A 15,083-nucleotide genomic window follows, 5' to 3' on the forward strand; every position below is an offset into this window, starting at 1 on the left:
TCAAAGGTTTCAGTCTACCAGGCCTCGGCGCTTGAGCAGCGCATCCACTGTGGGTTTCTGGCCGCGGAACTGGATGTAGTCCTGCATCAGATCCTCACTGTTCCCCTTGGAGAGAATTGCCTGACGATACTTGTCACCATTGGCTCGTTTGAGGCCACCTTCTGCCATGGTATGGGCAAAGGCGTCGGCAGCGAACACTTCGGTCCACAGGTAAGCATAATATCCGGCCGAGTAACCGCCACCGAATACATGGCTGAAATAAGTCGACTGGTAACGTGGCAACACAGGCGCGTAATCCAGGCCATGTTTGGCACGGGCCTTGGCTTCGAAGGATTTAACGTCCGCCACTTGTTCACCGGCCTTGAGTGAGTGCCACTCCATATCAAGCAGCGCTGCGGCCAGATACTCTACCGTGTCATAGCCCTGGTTGAAGGTAGCCGCTGCTCGCACTTTTTCCAGCAAGGCTTGCGGAATTGGCTCGCCGGTTTTGTAATGTTTGGCATAGTGAGCCAAAACGTCCGGATCTGTGGCCCAATCCTCGTTGGCCTGGGATGGGAACTCAACAAAGTCCCTTGGAGTAGCGGTACCAGCCAGGCTTGGGTATTTCACCAGCGAGAACAAACCGTGAATGCCGTGGCCAAACTCATGGAACATGGTAGTCACTTCATCAAAGGTCATCAGCGTAGGCTGACCTTCGGCTGGCTTGGGAATATTGAGCGCGTTGTACACCACAGGCTTGTTATCCAAAAGGAAGCTTTGGGTCACGTACTCATCCATCCAGGCGCCGCCGTTCTTGCCTACTCTGGCGTAAGGGTCCAGATAGAAGAGCCCGATGGAGCTGCCGTCTTCGTTGAATACTTCCCAGGCGCGGACATCTTCCTGCCATACCGGCAGATCCTTGCGCTCTTTCATTGTGATGCCGTAGAACTTCTGCATGGCGTAGAACATGCCGTCATTCAGCACGGTATTGAATTCGAAGTAGGGCTTGATCTGGCTCTCATCCAGATCGTATTTGGCCTTGCGAACCTGCTCGGCATAGAAGGCCCAGTCCCATGGCTGCAGCTCAAAGTCGGCACCGGATGCCTTGATTTGCGCCTGGATATCCTTGCCTTCAGCCTTAGCCTTGGTAACGGCCTTGGGTGCCAGGTCATCCAAAATGGCAAATACCGCATCCGGATTACCGGCCATCTGATCGGCCAGTACATAGTCAGCCCAGGTTTCATAACCCAGCAGTTTGGCCTTTTCGGCGCGCAACTGTGCCTGCTTGAGTACGATAGGACCATTGCTGGCCATGGCGCGATTGGCCGAAGTCTGCCAAATTTTCTCTCTCAGGCCTCTGTCTTCCAGGCTCGACAGCAGTGGCTGGCGGGTGGTATTCACCAGGCTTATCAGGTAGCCCTCTTTACCCGCTTCCTTGGCGGCGTTGGCCAGGGCGCCTATCTCATCCTCACTCAAGCCTTTGAGCTGCGCCTTATCGGTCACCAGGATCACATCATCCTTGAACGACTTGAGAATGTTTTGCGAAAACTCGGTCGACAATGTGGCCAGCTCACCGTTGAGCTCACGCATTTGGGTCTTGTCGGCTTCGCTCAATTTGGCGCCGGCACGGACGAACTGATTGTAATAGAAGTCCACCAGGCGCTGATCTTGCGCGCTCAGGCTATCTTTGTGGTTGTAGACAGCTTCAACCCGGGCAAACAACTTGGGATTGAGGAAAATATTGTCGCTGTGTTCGGTAAGCTTGGGAACGATTTCCCCTTGAATGGCCTGAAACTCATCGTTGGAGATCAACCCGGCCAGATTGAAGAAGACCCTGGAAGTACGATTGAGAATGGCGCCGGTCTTTTCCATCGCCACTATGGTGTTATCAAACGAAGCGGCTTCGCTGTTGTTGATTATGCCGGCAATTTGCTGGTTGTGTTCCTTGATCCCGGCTTCAAAGGCCGGCAGATAGTCTGCGATTTTTATCTTGTCGAACTGCGGGGCATGATACTGCAGCGGACTTGGGCTGAGCAGCACATTGCTTGCTGTTTGTTCGGTGCTTTTTGCCTCTGGCATACTTTGGCTCGCTTCTTTGGCCGGGGCATTACTGACGGTTTCATTAGTTTGCTGTTCGGCACAGGCACTCAGCACCAGTGCAGCGCCTATGGCGGTGGCGATTAATGTCTTACGCATCTTGACTCCATTAACGGCAGGCTATTGCTTAGTTATGATTGAATACCCGGGACACCTGTCTCGGCGGGGCAACAGCCCTGTTGATTCCCGCCATTACCTTAACAACTCTTCCGCTATTTGGACAATGACTTAACTGTAAGAAATTCTGCCCTCCCCCATGGAGCCGACATGACTGAGCAGAAATTCAGCGCCAAAGTCGGGCCTCTTGCGATCACTGGAACAAGTTTTGAACAACCGGGACAGTAAGCGGACATTTATTTGCCACTTGTCACAAATTGTCACCCGTTTTTAACGGCCGATGTCACATAAGTGTCGCCGCCTTTGGGTATACTGCGCCTTGGTTAACCAGATTAATCACATGATTAACAGTGATTTAACCAGATGATGGACGGGATAATCTCCCGGGGTCGATAATAAAAACCAAGAGTAGTAAACAATGCAAACTAAAACATTAGTAACACTGGCGGTTGCCGCCGCAATGGGTCTCAGTGCCTGTGGCAGTGACAACAAGGATGAGCCAACGGTGAGCGTGGATCTGCGGGTTTTGGAAACCACAGATCTGCACACCAACATCATGGATTACAACTATTACAGCGGCAAGGAAGACCCTACTATAGGTCTGGCCCGTACCGCCAGCCTGATCCATGCCGCCCGCAAAGAAGTCACCAACACAGTATTGGTCGATAACGGCGATCTGTTGCAGGGCAGCCCCATGGGCGACTATATGGCCAAGGTCGGTATCGCCGATGGCGAAGTGCACCCCGCCTACAAGGCAATGAACCTGCTCGATTATGCCGTGGGTAACATAGGCAACCACGAATTCAACTACGGCCTGGATTTTCTGGAGAAATCCCTCGCCGGCGCCCAGTTCCCCTATGTCAACGCCAACGTCTATTGTGATGCCGATGATTGCTGGAAGGGACTCAAGAAAGGTGACAACCTGTTTACTCCTTACCTCATCAAGGAAACCGAGGTTAAGGACACTGACGGCAACAGTCACAAGCTCAAGATTGGCTATATAGGATTTGTGCCTCCGCAAATTATGCTGTGGGACAAGCAGAACCTCACCGGCAAGGTACGCGCCGAGAGCATAGTGGAGAGCGCCAGGAAATTTGTGCCGCAAATGAAGGCTGAAGGCGCCGATATCATTATCGCCATTCCGCACTCAGGCATTGGCTCCACCGAAAACCCAGGCGATCCTGCTGCCGAAAATGCCACCTATGCCCTCACCTATGTCGACGGCATTGATGCCATCATGTTCGGCCACAGCCACTCCATCTTCCCCGATGCCCGCTATGCCGACCTGCCCAACACAGATGTAGAAAAAGGCCTGCTCAACGGTGTCCCCGCCGTGATGCCGGGTCGCTGGGGCGACAACATGGGCCTGGTCGACTTCAAACTGCAGCGTAAAGACGGCAAGTGGACTGTGCTCTCGGCCCGCACTGAGGCCCGCCCCATTTATGACGGTGCCAACAAGACACCACTGGTGGAAGCCGATAAGGACATTCACGATGCGGTTGAGCTGGAACACCAGGGTACCATCGCCTTTGTCGAGCAGCCAATCGGGGTAGCCGCCGCCGACATGTTCAGCTTCCTGACGCTGGTGCAGGACGACCCGACTGTGCAGATTGTCTCCGACGCCCAGATAGCCAACGTCAAGGCCAAACTGCCGGAAGCGCTCAAGTCATTGCCTGTGCTCTCTGCAGCCGCGCCGTTCAAGGCCGGTGGCCGCCATAGCACCACCAGTGATGCCGATCAGTATGTAATGGTGGATAAGGGGCCGCTGACCTTCAAGAACGCCGCCGATCTCTACCTCTACCCCAACACTATGGTAGCGGTTAAGGTCAACGGCGCCGAGCTGAAAGACTGGCTCGAGTGTTCAGCCAACCAGTTCAACCAGATAGATCCTGCCAGCACTGAGCCGCAGGAGCTAGTGAACTATAACCACCCCACCTATAACTTTGATGTTATCGATGGCGTGTCCTACAAGATAGACGTGACACAGCCGAGCAAATACGACCGGGATTGTGCTCTGGTCAATGCCGATGCCTCACGAATTGTGGATCTGGCCTTCACCGACAGCGAAGGCACTGTCTATACAGGTGAAAACCTGGCGGCCAAGGAATTTATCGTCGCCTCCAACAACTACCGCGCCTTTGGCGGAAAGTTTGCCGGCACCGGCAGCGAGCACGTGGTACTGGAACTGCCGGACACCAACCGTGAAGCTCTGGCGGCTTACATCACAGAGCAGTCCAAGTACAATCCTGAAACCGACAAGTATGACGCCATGGTCAACCCCACGGCCGACTATAACTGGGACTTCAAGAGTATAGATACGGCTGTTGCCCTGGATATCCGCTTTGCGACCCAGGACAGTGACAAGACCGCCAACTTCATCCAGGCCAACCAGCAAAGGACCATGACCAAGCTGAGTACCGATGAGCTGGGCTTTGCCGTCTACCGCATAGATCTCAAGCCTGCCCAATAAGGCTGTCGACTGAGACTGAAAACGACCCAAGCGCCCTCAGGGGCGCTTTTTTATGTTCTTCGCAAGATTAGTCTTGCCATGATTTAAACCTCTGGCGATGTTATAAAGTCAGTACGATAAAACACCAGACTCACTCAGCCGTCACGACGGCAAGATTGCAGGAAATCTTTTATGTCTTCGATACCCGCGCCCTTCTCCCAAGCCTGTGAAAACAACCGCGAGCCGATACTCAAAATACTCAAACAGGCATTTTCAGGCTGCCGCAGGGTATTGGAGATAGGCAGTGGAACCGGTCAGCACTCGGTCTACTTTGCCCCGCAGTTGCCGCATCTGGTGTGGCAATGCAGCGATCAGCCCCAGTATCTGGATGGGATCCGCGCCTGGCATGCCAAACTCCCGGCGAGTAACCTGGCCGAGGTGATCACTCTGGAGGTATGTTCACCCTGGCCGCAGGCGGCAACTGAGCCGGCGCCGGATGCCATCTATAGCGCCAATACTGCGCATATCATGAGCCAGCCCATGGTGGAGGCGATGTTTACCGGCATAGGCAAAGTATTGCAAAGCGGCGGCCGTTTCTGCCTCTATGGCCCCTTCAACTACCGAGGCGATTACAGCAGCGACTCCAACCGGGTGTTCGATGCCATGTTAAGGCAGCGCGATCCGCAAAGCGGCATTCGCGATCAAGAGTGGATCCTGATGCTGGCCGCAGCCCAGGGACTTGAGCTTTGTCAGGACCATGCCATGCCCGCCAATAACCGCCTGCTGGAGTTTATTCGCAAAACGGCTCGCTAACTGAGAAAAAAATCACGAGACAAAGTTACGCGAAAAGGCCACGAGAAAAAATCGTGAGACAAATTCACGAGAAAAAGTCACGAGCCAACAGTCGTGATAAAAAGCAGTGAACAAAAAGTAGTGAACAAAAAGTAGCGGGCAAAATAAGCGTTTTACCTGAAAAGCTCAGGCGCTATCAGCCTCTGAAGCGCCTTTGTTTTTACACGGCTTTGGCGTAGAGAAACAGATCTGTGGCCTTGACCTCGCCCTGCTCCAGATAGGGTTTACGCAGGCTGTCGATGAGCTCAAACCCGGCCGCGGCCAACTCACTGACGAAAAACACTTCGGGATAATAGTGGATAAATACCCTGTCTCCTGCGCTGGAGCTTTGATAGCCGGACTCTTGATAGTCATCCTCCATGGAGGCCAGATACAGGAGCCCGCCGTCATTCAGTAGCGCACGGCAGTCTTGCAGTAAGGCAATCACATCCTGACGTTCAAGATAAGGCGTGACGAAGAGCAGAACTATTGCATCAAAACCCTCTAGCGTGTCTAAGCCATTAAGGGCATTAAAGTCATCAAGGGTATTAGAGCCATCAGAAACCCCAAGGCTTAGGGGCGTAGCTGCACTTTCAGGCACATCTAAGGTTGCGATAGCCTGCACGGCATCAGCTTCAAGCAGCGACGAAAGACAACCAAGCTCGCGGCTATCCAGCCGATAAAAACGTCCCTCGGGTAACAATTCACTGGCAAGTGCCACCATAGCCGGCGCCGCATCTATACCCACTATCTCGAGCTCAGGCACCCTTTTTGCCAACATGCCGCTGACATGCCCTGGGCCACAACCGATATCCAGTAACCGCAGGCGCCGTCCGGCACAGGCCTGATACTGCTTCAGCAAGGAGGCAAATCGGTTATGGGCCGAGTCATAACAATCGTTGCCGGCAAACTTATCCCGATAGGGAAGCGCCATTTTGTCAAAGGTGGCCACGGTTTCCCGGTACTTATCCATTGTGCTTCTCTCCCTGCACCATCAACAGTCGAGGCTCAGCATACTGACTGGCACAGAAAAAAGCCAACCTCAAGGGTTGGCTTTATCAGAGAGGACTTATCAAGGATGGCAGACGTTATGCAGCTCCAGGTTGGTACCTATATCCTTGTTGCGGTTGGCCTTGGCATCGTCGTTACGCAGCTGGGTAAGATGATCCAGATAGGCCTGATCCACATCCTTGGTGATGTAGTGGCCGTCAAACACTGAGGTTTCGAAACGCTTGATATCCGGATTTTCCATTCGCACCGCTTCCACCAGATCGCTCAGGTCCTGGAAGATGATGCCATCTGCGCCAATGAGACGGGCGATTTCATCGGCATCACGGCCATGGGCAATCAGCTCATTGGAGGTTGGCATGTCTATGCCGTAGACGTTGGGGAAGCGGATCTCGGGCGCGGCCGAGGCGAAATACACCTTCTTGGCGCCGGCTTCACGAGCCATCTCGATGATCTGCTCTGAAGTGGTACCACGCACTATGGAGTCGTCCACCAGCAGCACATTCTTGTCCTTGAACTCGGCGTTGATGGCATTGAGCTTGCGTCTGACCGACTTCTTGCGCTCCTGCTGCCCCGGCATGATAAAGGTACGGCCGATGTAGCGGTTCTTCACGAATCCCTGACGGTAAGGCAGATCCATGCCACGGGCAATTTCCAGGGCGATATCACAGGAGGTTTCCGGAATAGGGATCACCACATCGATATCATGGTCATACCATTCCTTGCGGATCTTCTCACCCAGCTTGGCGCCCATGTTGACCCGGCTGGCATAGACTGACACCTTGTCTATGGTGGAGTCCGGACGGGCAAAGTAAACGAATTCGAAGATACAGGGGGCATAGCTTGGCGCTTCGGCGCACTGACGGGTAAACAGCTCACCTTCTGTGGTGATATACACGGCTTCGCCGGGAGCCACATCGCGCATCACTTCGAAACCAACGGCATCCAGTGCCACGCTCTCTGAGGCCACCATATACTCGGTACCAGAGGCTGTCTCGTGCTTGCCGAGCACCAGAGGGCGAATACCGAAAGGATCGCGAAATGCCACCAGGCCCTGACCGATAATCATGGCCACCACGGCGTAGGCACCGCGGGTATCGGCGTGCACCCGGGAGACGGCATCGAACACTTCATCCGGGCTCAAGGTCAGGCTGTCGGTCTTGTCCAGCTCATCGGCCAACAGGTTGAGCAGCACTTCAGAGTCGGACGTGGTGTTCACATGGCGGCGCTTGTTGCGCAGCCCTTCGGCCAGTTGCACTGTATTGGTCAGGTTGCCGTTGTGCGCCAGAGAGATCCCGAAAGGAGAGTTCACATAAAACGGTTGGGCTTCAGAGGCACTGGAGCTGCCGGCCGTGGGATAACGCACATGGCCCAAGCCTGCGTTGCCCTGCAGCCGCTGCATATGCTTGGGTTCAAATACGTCCTTGACCAGACCATTGGCCTTACGCAGGCGAAAGGCATTCTGATCGATAGTCACTATGCCTGCAGCATCCTGGCCACGGTGTTGAAGCACTGTCAGTGCATCATAGATGGTCTGATTGACCGCCGAGCGGCCAACGATTCCGACGATACCACACATGGGTAAGCTTCCTCATTGTAAGATGTTCTGATAATTGTATTTTTTATATTTTGGGTACAAAGCTTGAGGTATTTTCCAGGTAGTCAAAAAACCACTGGATAACCACCCCGAATTCGGGCACCAGTTGCGAACCCTGCCACCAATCGGTTTTGGGTGCGCCGGTAAAGGCATCCATAAAAAAGAGTATGGCACTGACTATCAATGCGCCGCGCAGCGCACCGAAACACAGGCCAAGAATTCTGTCCGTTCCCGAGAGCCCTGTCTTGGAGACCAACTGGCCGATCAAATAGTTCACCAAGGCCCCCACTATCAGGGTGACAATAAACAAGATGGCAATGGCAACCCCGTTTCGCAGCACCTCATCATTGATTTGAGTGATATGAACGGCAAGGTCCTGATAAAACTGGCTGGCGATGAAAAAGGCGGCGAACCAAACCACCAGCGACATGGCTTCTTTGGCAAAACCACGGATCAGACTGATAAGGGTCGATAATCCGATAACTATGATGATGGCGTAATCTATCCAAACCATGGGTAGAAGTATCCGGTGAAGATTTAAGTCGGCGGGATTCTACCAGAGAAGGCAAGCATTCTCACCCCCGGGGCGTAAATAATTGCTTGCCGACTCGGGGCAAACTGTCATCTTTCCTGTGGGTTATAGCGAACCACTTTACCCTTGAGTTTGGTCAACTCTTCAACCTTCTTCTGTTGCTGTTTGATGCGATCACTGGAGACATCCGGACCGACAAACACCCGGGTCAACTTTCCGTCCACAGGCTTGTCCGGCAAGGTATAGGCGCTGAATCCGGCCTTGCGCAATTTGGCTACCAGGGCTTTGACATTGGCCGCGTTACTGAAGGCGCCGAGCTGTAAAGTCCAGGCTGCATCACTGGGTTTGGCCTTGGGTTCAGGAGTCTTTTTGACCTCCTGTGGCTTGGATTGGGCGGTGTTGGAAACACTGTTTTCGGTAGCTTTCACCTCGGGAGCGGGTTCGACTTCAACCTGAGGCTCGTCTGTTTCCTGTGCCAAGTCCAGAGTCTCGGCTACATCCAGGGTTTCAAACTCGCCCGGCTCCGCCAATTGCGATTCGGTATCCGGCCGCAGCGGAATTTCAGTGAACTGCTCTTGCTGGCGCTCTTTCTTGCCATCGAGAATGTCAGGTAAAAAGATCACCCCCAAGGCGACCAATACTACGGTACCTACAAGACGGTTATGAAACTGAGTCGACAAAATATCTTCCTTCCAGTCAATAAGGGATAGTGCGAATAAGTCCTCGTGGCCTTCTCTTTTGTAGAGAGTGGCTTGCACAGCAATTGGCGTTCAAGGCATCTGACTAAAGGCATGCCGGGTCCTGCCTGAGTCAGATAACGCAGAGCACACATGGGATTTGTTCGCACCTTCCTTAGATAAGCGCTTTAAAGCCCGAAACAGTGTAAAAGGAGCCAAAGACAATTACCACATCTTCGGCGCCGAGTTTGGGTTTGAGGTATTGCCAGCAATCCGGCATCTGTTCAAATTCCCGGGCGTCACAGCCATCCGGCAGGGCTTTTCGCAAACGGCCGGCATCGGCACCACGCTCATTATGCAGCGTGACCAACAACCAGCTGTCTATGCTAGGCGCCAGCGCCTGCATCACGCCTTCGATATCCTTATCCTTGAGCATACCGCAAACGCCATAGACTCGCCCCTTGGCCTGCAGTTCATCCAGCCTTTGTGCCAGGTAACGGGCCGCGTGGGGATTGTGCGCCACATCCAGAATAATCAGCGGCGCCTCACTGATATGCTCCATTCTGCCGCTGAGCCTGGCACTGGCGAGCCCTGAGCGAATCGCCGCTTCGGAGAGTTCAGGCCAGAGTTGTTCCAGCGCAGCCAAGCTGGTGGCGGCATTGGGCAGAGGTAATTGCGGCTTGGGTAAGTCTGCAAACTGCCAGTGCTCACCGCAAAAATCCCAGCCTGTGCTGGTTTGGCTGTAGGAAAATGCCTGCCCCACCGCCTTGAGTAAGGCGCCCTTTTCATTGGCAACATCAACTACGCTGGCAGGCATCTCGGCATCGCCCACTATCGCCGGGCGGTTCTTACGGAAGATGCCGGCTTTCTCACGGCCAACCAACTCCCGGGTGTCACCAAGATACGCCTGATGATCAAGATCTATGGCGGTTACCACACTGACATCGGCATCTATGATATTGGTGGCATCCAGCCTGCCTCCCAGGCCCACTTCCAGAATAACCAGATCCAGCTTGGCCTGCTTGAACAGCAGTAACCCGGCCAGGGTGGCATATTCAAAGAAGGTCAGCGAGGTGTCGCCCCTGGCCGCTTCTATGGTTTCAAAGGCCGAGATAAAGTCGCTATCCGGTGCATCGACGTCGTCTATTCGCACCCGCTCATTGTAATTGATGATATGGGGTGAGCTGTAAACCCCGACCCGATAACCCGCCGCGCGCATGATCTGCTCCAGCATACGGCAGGTGCTGCCCTTGCCATTGGTACCGGCAACAGTGATCACCTTGGTGCTGCCCAGTGACAGCACCCCGAGCCTGGCCGCAACTTGGGTGACCCGCTCGAGCCCCATATCGATTTCGGTCGGATGAATGGCCAGCAGGTAGTCCAGCCAAACAGACAAAGGAGCGTTGGCTCCCGGTAGCTGATGCGGATGAGCGGATGATTGCGACATTTGATTCTTCCCTTAAATCTTGATGTTGCCGCAAGCAAAAGCGTAGCGGCAACAGCATGCTAACGGTTTCAGTCCGGCATAAACAGTGGGCCCATGGCCAACTTGGGCAGTTGATATTGCTCAGGATAGCTGACATGCACCAGATAGAGGCCATTGGGTTTGGCCGTGGGGGCAGCCTTGGTTCTGTCTTTGAGCTCCAGCAACTGTCCCAGCCAATCCAGCGGCTGATTGCCAAGCCCCACTTCCAGCAGCGAGCCGACAATATTGCGCACCATGTGATGCAAAAAGGCATTGGCTTCGATATCCACTATCACATACATACCATGGCGGGTCACACTGACTCTGTGCACATTGCGAAACGGGGTGCGCGACTGGCATTGGATCGCCCTGAAACTGGTGAAGTCGCGCTCGCCCAGCAGATACTGAGCCGCCTGATGCATCTTCTGTTCGTCTAGATCGCCGTGATAATGGCTGACGCCACCACGCAAAATGCCGGGACGGAAATTGTGGTTGTAGATAATATAGCGGTAGCGGCGAGCGGTTGCCGAAAAGCGGGCATGAAAACTGTCATCCACCTCTTTGGCCCAACGCACCGCGATATTGTCCGGCAGATTGGCATTGACGCCCAGGGTCCAGGCGCCTTCTTTACGCACGGCAGAAGTATCAAAATGCACCACTTGCCCGGTGGCGTGTACCCCGGCATCGGTGCGACCGGCGCATTGCAGTGCTATCGGCTCATTGGCGACCATGGATAAGGCCCGCTCCAACTGCCCCTGAACTGAATCCACTTCCGCCTGGCGCTGCCAACCATAATAGCCGCTGCCGTCATATTCGATACCCAACGCGATACGCATCTGTTTCTCCCCTGATCTCAAGGCGGCGAATTCTACCACAGAGCGAGCATTCGCCTCCAAGAAAAAGCCCGGACAATAAACGGACTGCATAAAAAACGGCGCTCCAGGCGCCGTTTGAGTATTGATTGAGCTCTAGCCCAAGGTTTTTATCAGGGCTGCAGCTTCCTCTTGCTGGCGGGCGTTGCCGTCCAGCTCCACCTCTTTAAGCAATGCCTTGGCGCTGTCTTTGTCATCGATTTCGATATAGGCCCGCGCCAAGTCCAGCTTGGCATTGACAGAGTTTTCCTCATCATCGACATCGACCATAGCGGCGGCGCCAACGAGGGAGTCGAGCTCACCCATATCCACATCCAGCTCCTTGTAGGGGTCGGTATCACTGTTGCCTTCATCGGCTTCACTGAGCAGGCGCTCAATATCGATAAAACCGTTTTCCTTCTGGAAGGCGCTGAGATCGTGCTCAGGTACCATGCTGGAAGCCACCTTGCCTTTTTCTTTGGCATCGAGGGCCGCCAGTGCTTCATCCACTGTCAGTTTATGGTCTTCGAGATCCAGCGAGTCATCATCATCCAGTTCGAGACTGAATTCCTCATCCGCCTCGGCTTCCTTGGCAACGTTTTCAGAAAAAGCGGCCAACAGGTCATCGTCGCTCAGGCTCTTGTCACTGTCGTCAGTATCCTGGGCCAGGTCAATATCCAGAGCCTGCTCGGTATCTGTTACGCTGTCTTCAACATCAGCAGCCTGTTCCTGATTAGAGAGTTCCTCTTGAGCCAAGAGCTCTTCTATGGCTGAAGGCTCTTCTTGCGCTGAGGGCTCTTGCTTTTCTTGCGCTGAAGGCTCTTTTGGCGCTGAGGGCTCTTCCTCAACCAAAGGCTCTTTGGGTGCGGAGGGCTCCCACTCAAGAATATGGGGATCATGGCTCTTGCTGCCGGCCTTGAGATCGTCGAAGAAGCCGGAATCCTTGTCGCTGCGTTGAGCGCTTTGTGGCGCGCTGTCGGTATCCCTGCTCTCATCGGCTAAAGTATCGGTTTCATCGGACTTTTTAGGCTCATCCAAGTCCTCAACCTGCGACAAGCCTGCCAGCATGGCATCCAATTCGGCATCGCTGCGCTCAGTGGCATCACCCGACTCAACCTCTGAGCTATCTTCCTCGTCAGTATCAGCTATCGCCTCATCAACGTTATCTATCGCAATTACGTCATCCGCAAGCCCAGCCAACAAGGCGTCCAGATCTTCACTCTCTCCCTCAGCTTGAACCTTCTCTGCTTCCGCTTGAGTCTCGACAGCATCGCCCAAGTCATCGAAGCCTGCCAGCAAGGCATCTATGTCTGCCTCTGTATCGCTGGAGTCTATGACAACATTGTCATCTTCAAGCTCTGCGGCGATAGCGTCACTTAAGTCTTCCGTTTCAGTGCTCTCTGCTGCCGGCGAGTCGAATCCAGCCAACAAGGCATCAATGTCTGCTTCTTCGCCCAGCTCGGTATCAGCTGAGTCATCCTCATCCAGCTCGGCAGCAATGGCAGCGCTAAGATCTTCCTCTGCTTCAGTCTTACTATCGTCTTCAACTTGAGTACCGGCTTCAATTTGAGGTTCTGTGTTTTCATTGACGTCAAACCCGGCCAGCAGCGCATCGAGATCGGCTTCCTGTGTCTCATCCAGAGTCTCTTCAGCCTGCTCATCTTCTGCCAATTCGGCAGCGATAGCGGCACTGAGATCTTCATCCTCATCAATGACTACAGCGCTGTCATCGGCCTGGCTCTCCAGATCCAAACTCTGCAGCTCTGTATCCAATTCAGGCTCGGAATTCTGCTCTTCGGGCTCGAGATTGAGATTCTGTTCAAGCTCGGCTTCAAAGCTCTGGTCGAAAGCGGCCGTCACATCTTCGGGTAAGGTTTCACTGAGCTCAGGCTCTGATGCTGGAACACTTTCGGCCTGCAACTCTTCAGGAATGGTTTCCTGTTTATCGGTATCGTCCAATCCGGCCAGCAGTGAGTCCAAGTCTTCCTCTGCGGCGTCTTCCTGCTCACCCGACTCCTGCTCGCCCATGGCTTCGGCCCAGAGATCATCGAGGGACTGGCCTTCATCTTCGGCCTCTTGGGTGTCATCCCCCTCTCCCGAGTCGATGAACATCTCCTGCGCCATGTCCATCTGCTCGTTGTCACTCTCAACTTCCGGCTCAGGCTGCAGCGCTGAGCTGTCGACATCCAGCAGTGAATCAATGGAATCGTCCGGATCATCATCCAGATGCACCGCCAATTCATCGTCGGCATTGGCCATCTCGGCTGTGGCCGCGCCGGCGACAGCCGCGGCAGCCGTTGGAGCCGCTTCGGTCTGTGGTGCTTGGGCATCACTCTGTTTACGTCTGCGGCGCAGCATGCTCCATAGCAATAACAACAGCAGTACCGCGGGTATGGCCGCGGCCAGGGCCAGTAACAACGGGTTGTCCATCAGGCTGCGCCAGAGGTCGTCCGGCTCATTAGCCGTAGCACTGGCAGCTTGAAGTTGCTGCTTGAGTTCAGCATTTTCGGCTTTGAGTTGCTGCTCCTGCTTTTTGCTGGCCTGCAGCGATTCTTCCAACACAGACAGACGCTGATTCAGTTCATCGATTTGCGCTTGCAGCCCTTGGTTATCGGTATTGGCCACTGTGAGCAGATCCTGCGCGCGTCCCAGTTCATCGGTCAGGCTCAGATTGCGGCTCTGCAGCGCTTCAATGCTGTTGTCGTCGGCCGTTTCCGGAGTTGCTTCCGTGGCTGCTTTTTCGGTTGTGGTGGCTGGCGATTTGTCTGCAGCCACTTGAGTTGGCTCAGTCGATGGCTCACTGACTTTCGGCTGCGCGCTGTTTTCCTTGGCACTTGTAGCTACCTTGGATGGCTGCGCCGCCGTAGGAGTTTGGGTGGCCGGCGTTGGCTCTTTTGCGGCTTGGCTTTCACGCTCGGGGGCTTTGGCAGTTTCAATTTTGCCATCATCTGCTTTTAGCGGCTTACCGGAAGACCAGCTCTTGTCGTCCTGCTCGGCACGGGCTCTGGCCATACTCTGGGGAATAGCCTGCATCACCTCTTTGGAAGGGATCAGCAGTATCATGCCCCGTTCCAGGCTGTTGTAATTATTGGAGGTGAAGGCGTGCGGGTTGGCCTCAAATATAGCGGCCATGACCTGATAGATGCTAACACTGGAATCCGGTCTGACTTTCTGGGCAATGCTCCAGAAGGTGTCTGATGGCGTAGTCGGACCATACTGGCGTACCTGTTGGCGCACCTGACCATCAGGGCCGGTAATTTTCAGGCCTTCTGCATGGGCGGGTTCAATGAGAGTACCTTGGTTCAGGGCAAAAAAAGCGGCCATCAGGCCAACAAGATATGAAGTGCGAAAGTTCATCCATTCTTCCCTTTCAAGCGCTGGTTTCGCCAACTGACGACTGGCTTTAGGCATTTGTATTTATTGAGATTACTATAAACCAGAAATGTCCGCCCTGCTACTGTTCACATTTGCAAAACAAAA

Annotated in this window: 10 protein-coding genes; 2 read left to right on the forward strand and 8 right to left on the reverse strand. The window is 54.1% G+C overall.

What is annotated here, in order from left to right:
* Nucleotides 1-9: 9 nt before the first annotated feature.
* On the reverse strand, nt 10-2,175 hold the full coding sequence (locus tag ACSHSR_RS12610; protein WP_117200608.1) for a M3 family metallopeptidase: 2,166 nt from the start codon (nt 2,173-2,175) through the stop codon (nt 10-12).
* Nucleotides 2,176-2,611: 436 nt separating this feature from the next.
* Here ACSHSR_RS12610 and ACSHSR_RS12615 point away from each other — a divergent pair, with 436 nt between their 5' ends.
* Together ACSHSR_RS12615 and ACSHSR_RS12620 are read left to right on the forward strand one after the other, a co-directional pair.
* Nucleotides 2,612-4,663 (forward strand): bifunctional 2',3'-cyclic-nucleotide 2'-phosphodiesterase/3'-nucleotidase, encoded by a 2,052-nt coding sequence (locus ACSHSR_RS12615; protein WP_479630805.1) that lies wholly within the window; start codon nt 2,612-2,614, stop codon nt 4,661-4,663.
* A 171-nt stretch (nt 4,664-4,834) separates the two neighbouring features.
* A complete protein-coding gene (locus tag ACSHSR_RS12620; protein ID WP_045283381.1) occupies nt 4,835-5,455 on the forward strand; it encodes a DUF938 domain-containing protein in 621 nt (206 codons plus the stop codon).
* 199 nt (nt 5,456-5,654) lie between these two features.
* Here the strand turns inward: ACSHSR_RS12620 and ACSHSR_RS12625 are convergent, their stop codons facing one another.
* From ACSHSR_RS12625 to ACSHSR_RS12655, 7 genes are all read right to left on the reverse strand, one after another.
* Entirely contained in the window at nt 5,655-6,446 is a 792-nt protein-coding gene (locus tag ACSHSR_RS12625) for a class I SAM-dependent methyltransferase (RefSeq protein ID WP_144134679.1), read from the reverse strand.
* Nucleotides 6,447-6,545: 99 nt separating this feature from the next.
* Nucleotides 6,546-8,060 carry an amidophosphoribosyltransferase gene (gene purF / locus ACSHSR_RS12630; protein ID WP_025889048.1) on the reverse strand — a complete coding sequence of 505 codons (1,515 nt, stop codon included), beginning with the start codon at nt 8,058-8,060 and terminating at the stop codon, nt 6,546-6,548.
* 43 nt (nt 8,061-8,103) lie between these two features.
* Nucleotides 8,104-8,592, reverse strand: a complete 489-nt coding sequence (locus ACSHSR_RS12635; RefSeq protein ID WP_025889046.1) for a CvpA family protein — start codon at nt 8,590-8,592, stop codon at nt 8,104-8,106.
* Nucleotides 8,593-8,699: 107 nt separating this feature from the next.
* The gene (locus ACSHSR_RS12640) at nt 8,700-9,290 is read right to left on the reverse strand and encodes an SPOR domain-containing protein (RefSeq protein ID WP_044734295.1); all 591 of its coding nucleotides are present in this window, start codon (nt 9,288-9,290) and stop codon (nt 8,700-8,702) included.
* A 172-nt stretch (nt 9,291-9,462) separates the two neighbouring features.
* Complete coding sequence (folC, locus tag ACSHSR_RS12645) at nt 9,463-10,734, reverse strand: bifunctional tetrahydrofolate synthase/dihydrofolate synthase (protein WP_144380450.1); 1,272 nt, start codon at nt 10,732-10,734, stop codon at nt 9,463-9,465.
* 68 nt (nt 10,735-10,802) lie between these two features.
* Nucleotides 10,803-11,588, reverse strand: a complete 786-nt coding sequence (gene truA / locus ACSHSR_RS12650) for a tRNA pseudouridine(38-40) synthase TruA (protein WP_479630806.1) — start codon at nt 11,586-11,588, stop codon at nt 10,803-10,805.
* A 132-nt stretch (nt 11,589-11,720) separates the two neighbouring features.
* Nucleotides 11,721-14,960: a FimV/HubP family polar landmark protein gene (locus ACSHSR_RS12655; protein ID WP_208251197.1), complete on the reverse strand. Its 3,240-nt coding sequence runs from the start codon at nt 14,958-14,960 to the stop codon at nt 11,721-11,723.
* Nucleotides 14,961-15,083: the final 123 nt, after the last annotated feature.

The sequence above is a fragment of the Shewanella sp. VK101 genome, from assembly GCF_056497865.1.

What these genes read in the sequence shown, in the direction of transcription:
- ACSHSR_RS12610 (WP_117200608.1), bottom strand. Translation starts at nt 2,175, where the DNA reads ATGCGTAAGACATTAATCGCCACCGCCATAGGCGCTGCACTGGTGCTG.
- ACSHSR_RS12615 (WP_479630805.1), top strand. Translation starts at nt 2,612, where the DNA reads ATGCAAACTAAAACATTAGTAACACTGGCGGTTGCCGCCGCAATGGGT.
- ACSHSR_RS12620 (WP_045283381.1), top strand. Translation starts at nt 4,835, where the DNA reads ATGTCTTCGATACCCGCGCCCTTCTCCCAAGCCTGTGAAAACAACCGC.
- ACSHSR_RS12625 (WP_144134679.1), bottom strand. Translation starts at nt 6,446, where the DNA reads ATGGATAAGTACCGGGAAACCGTGGCCACCTTTGACAAAATGGCGCTT.
- purF (WP_025889048.1), bottom strand. Translation starts at nt 8,060, where the DNA reads ATGTGTGGTATCGTCGGAATCGTTGGCCGCTCGGCGGTCAATCAGACC.
- ACSHSR_RS12635 (WP_025889046.1), bottom strand. Translation starts at nt 8,592, where the DNA reads ATGGTTTGGATAGATTACGCCATCATCATAGTTATCGGATTATCGACC.
- folC (WP_144380450.1), bottom strand. Translation starts at nt 10,734, where the DNA reads ATGTCGCAATCATCCGCTCATCCGCATCAGCTACCGGGAGCCAACGCT.
- truA (WP_479630806.1), bottom strand. Translation starts at nt 11,588, where the DNA reads ATGCGTATCGCGTTGGGTATCGAATATGACGGCAGCGGCTATTATGGT.
- ACSHSR_RS12655 (WP_208251197.1), bottom strand. Translation starts at nt 14,960, where the DNA reads ATGAACTTTCGCACTTCATATCTTGTTGGCCTGATGGCCGCTTTTTTT.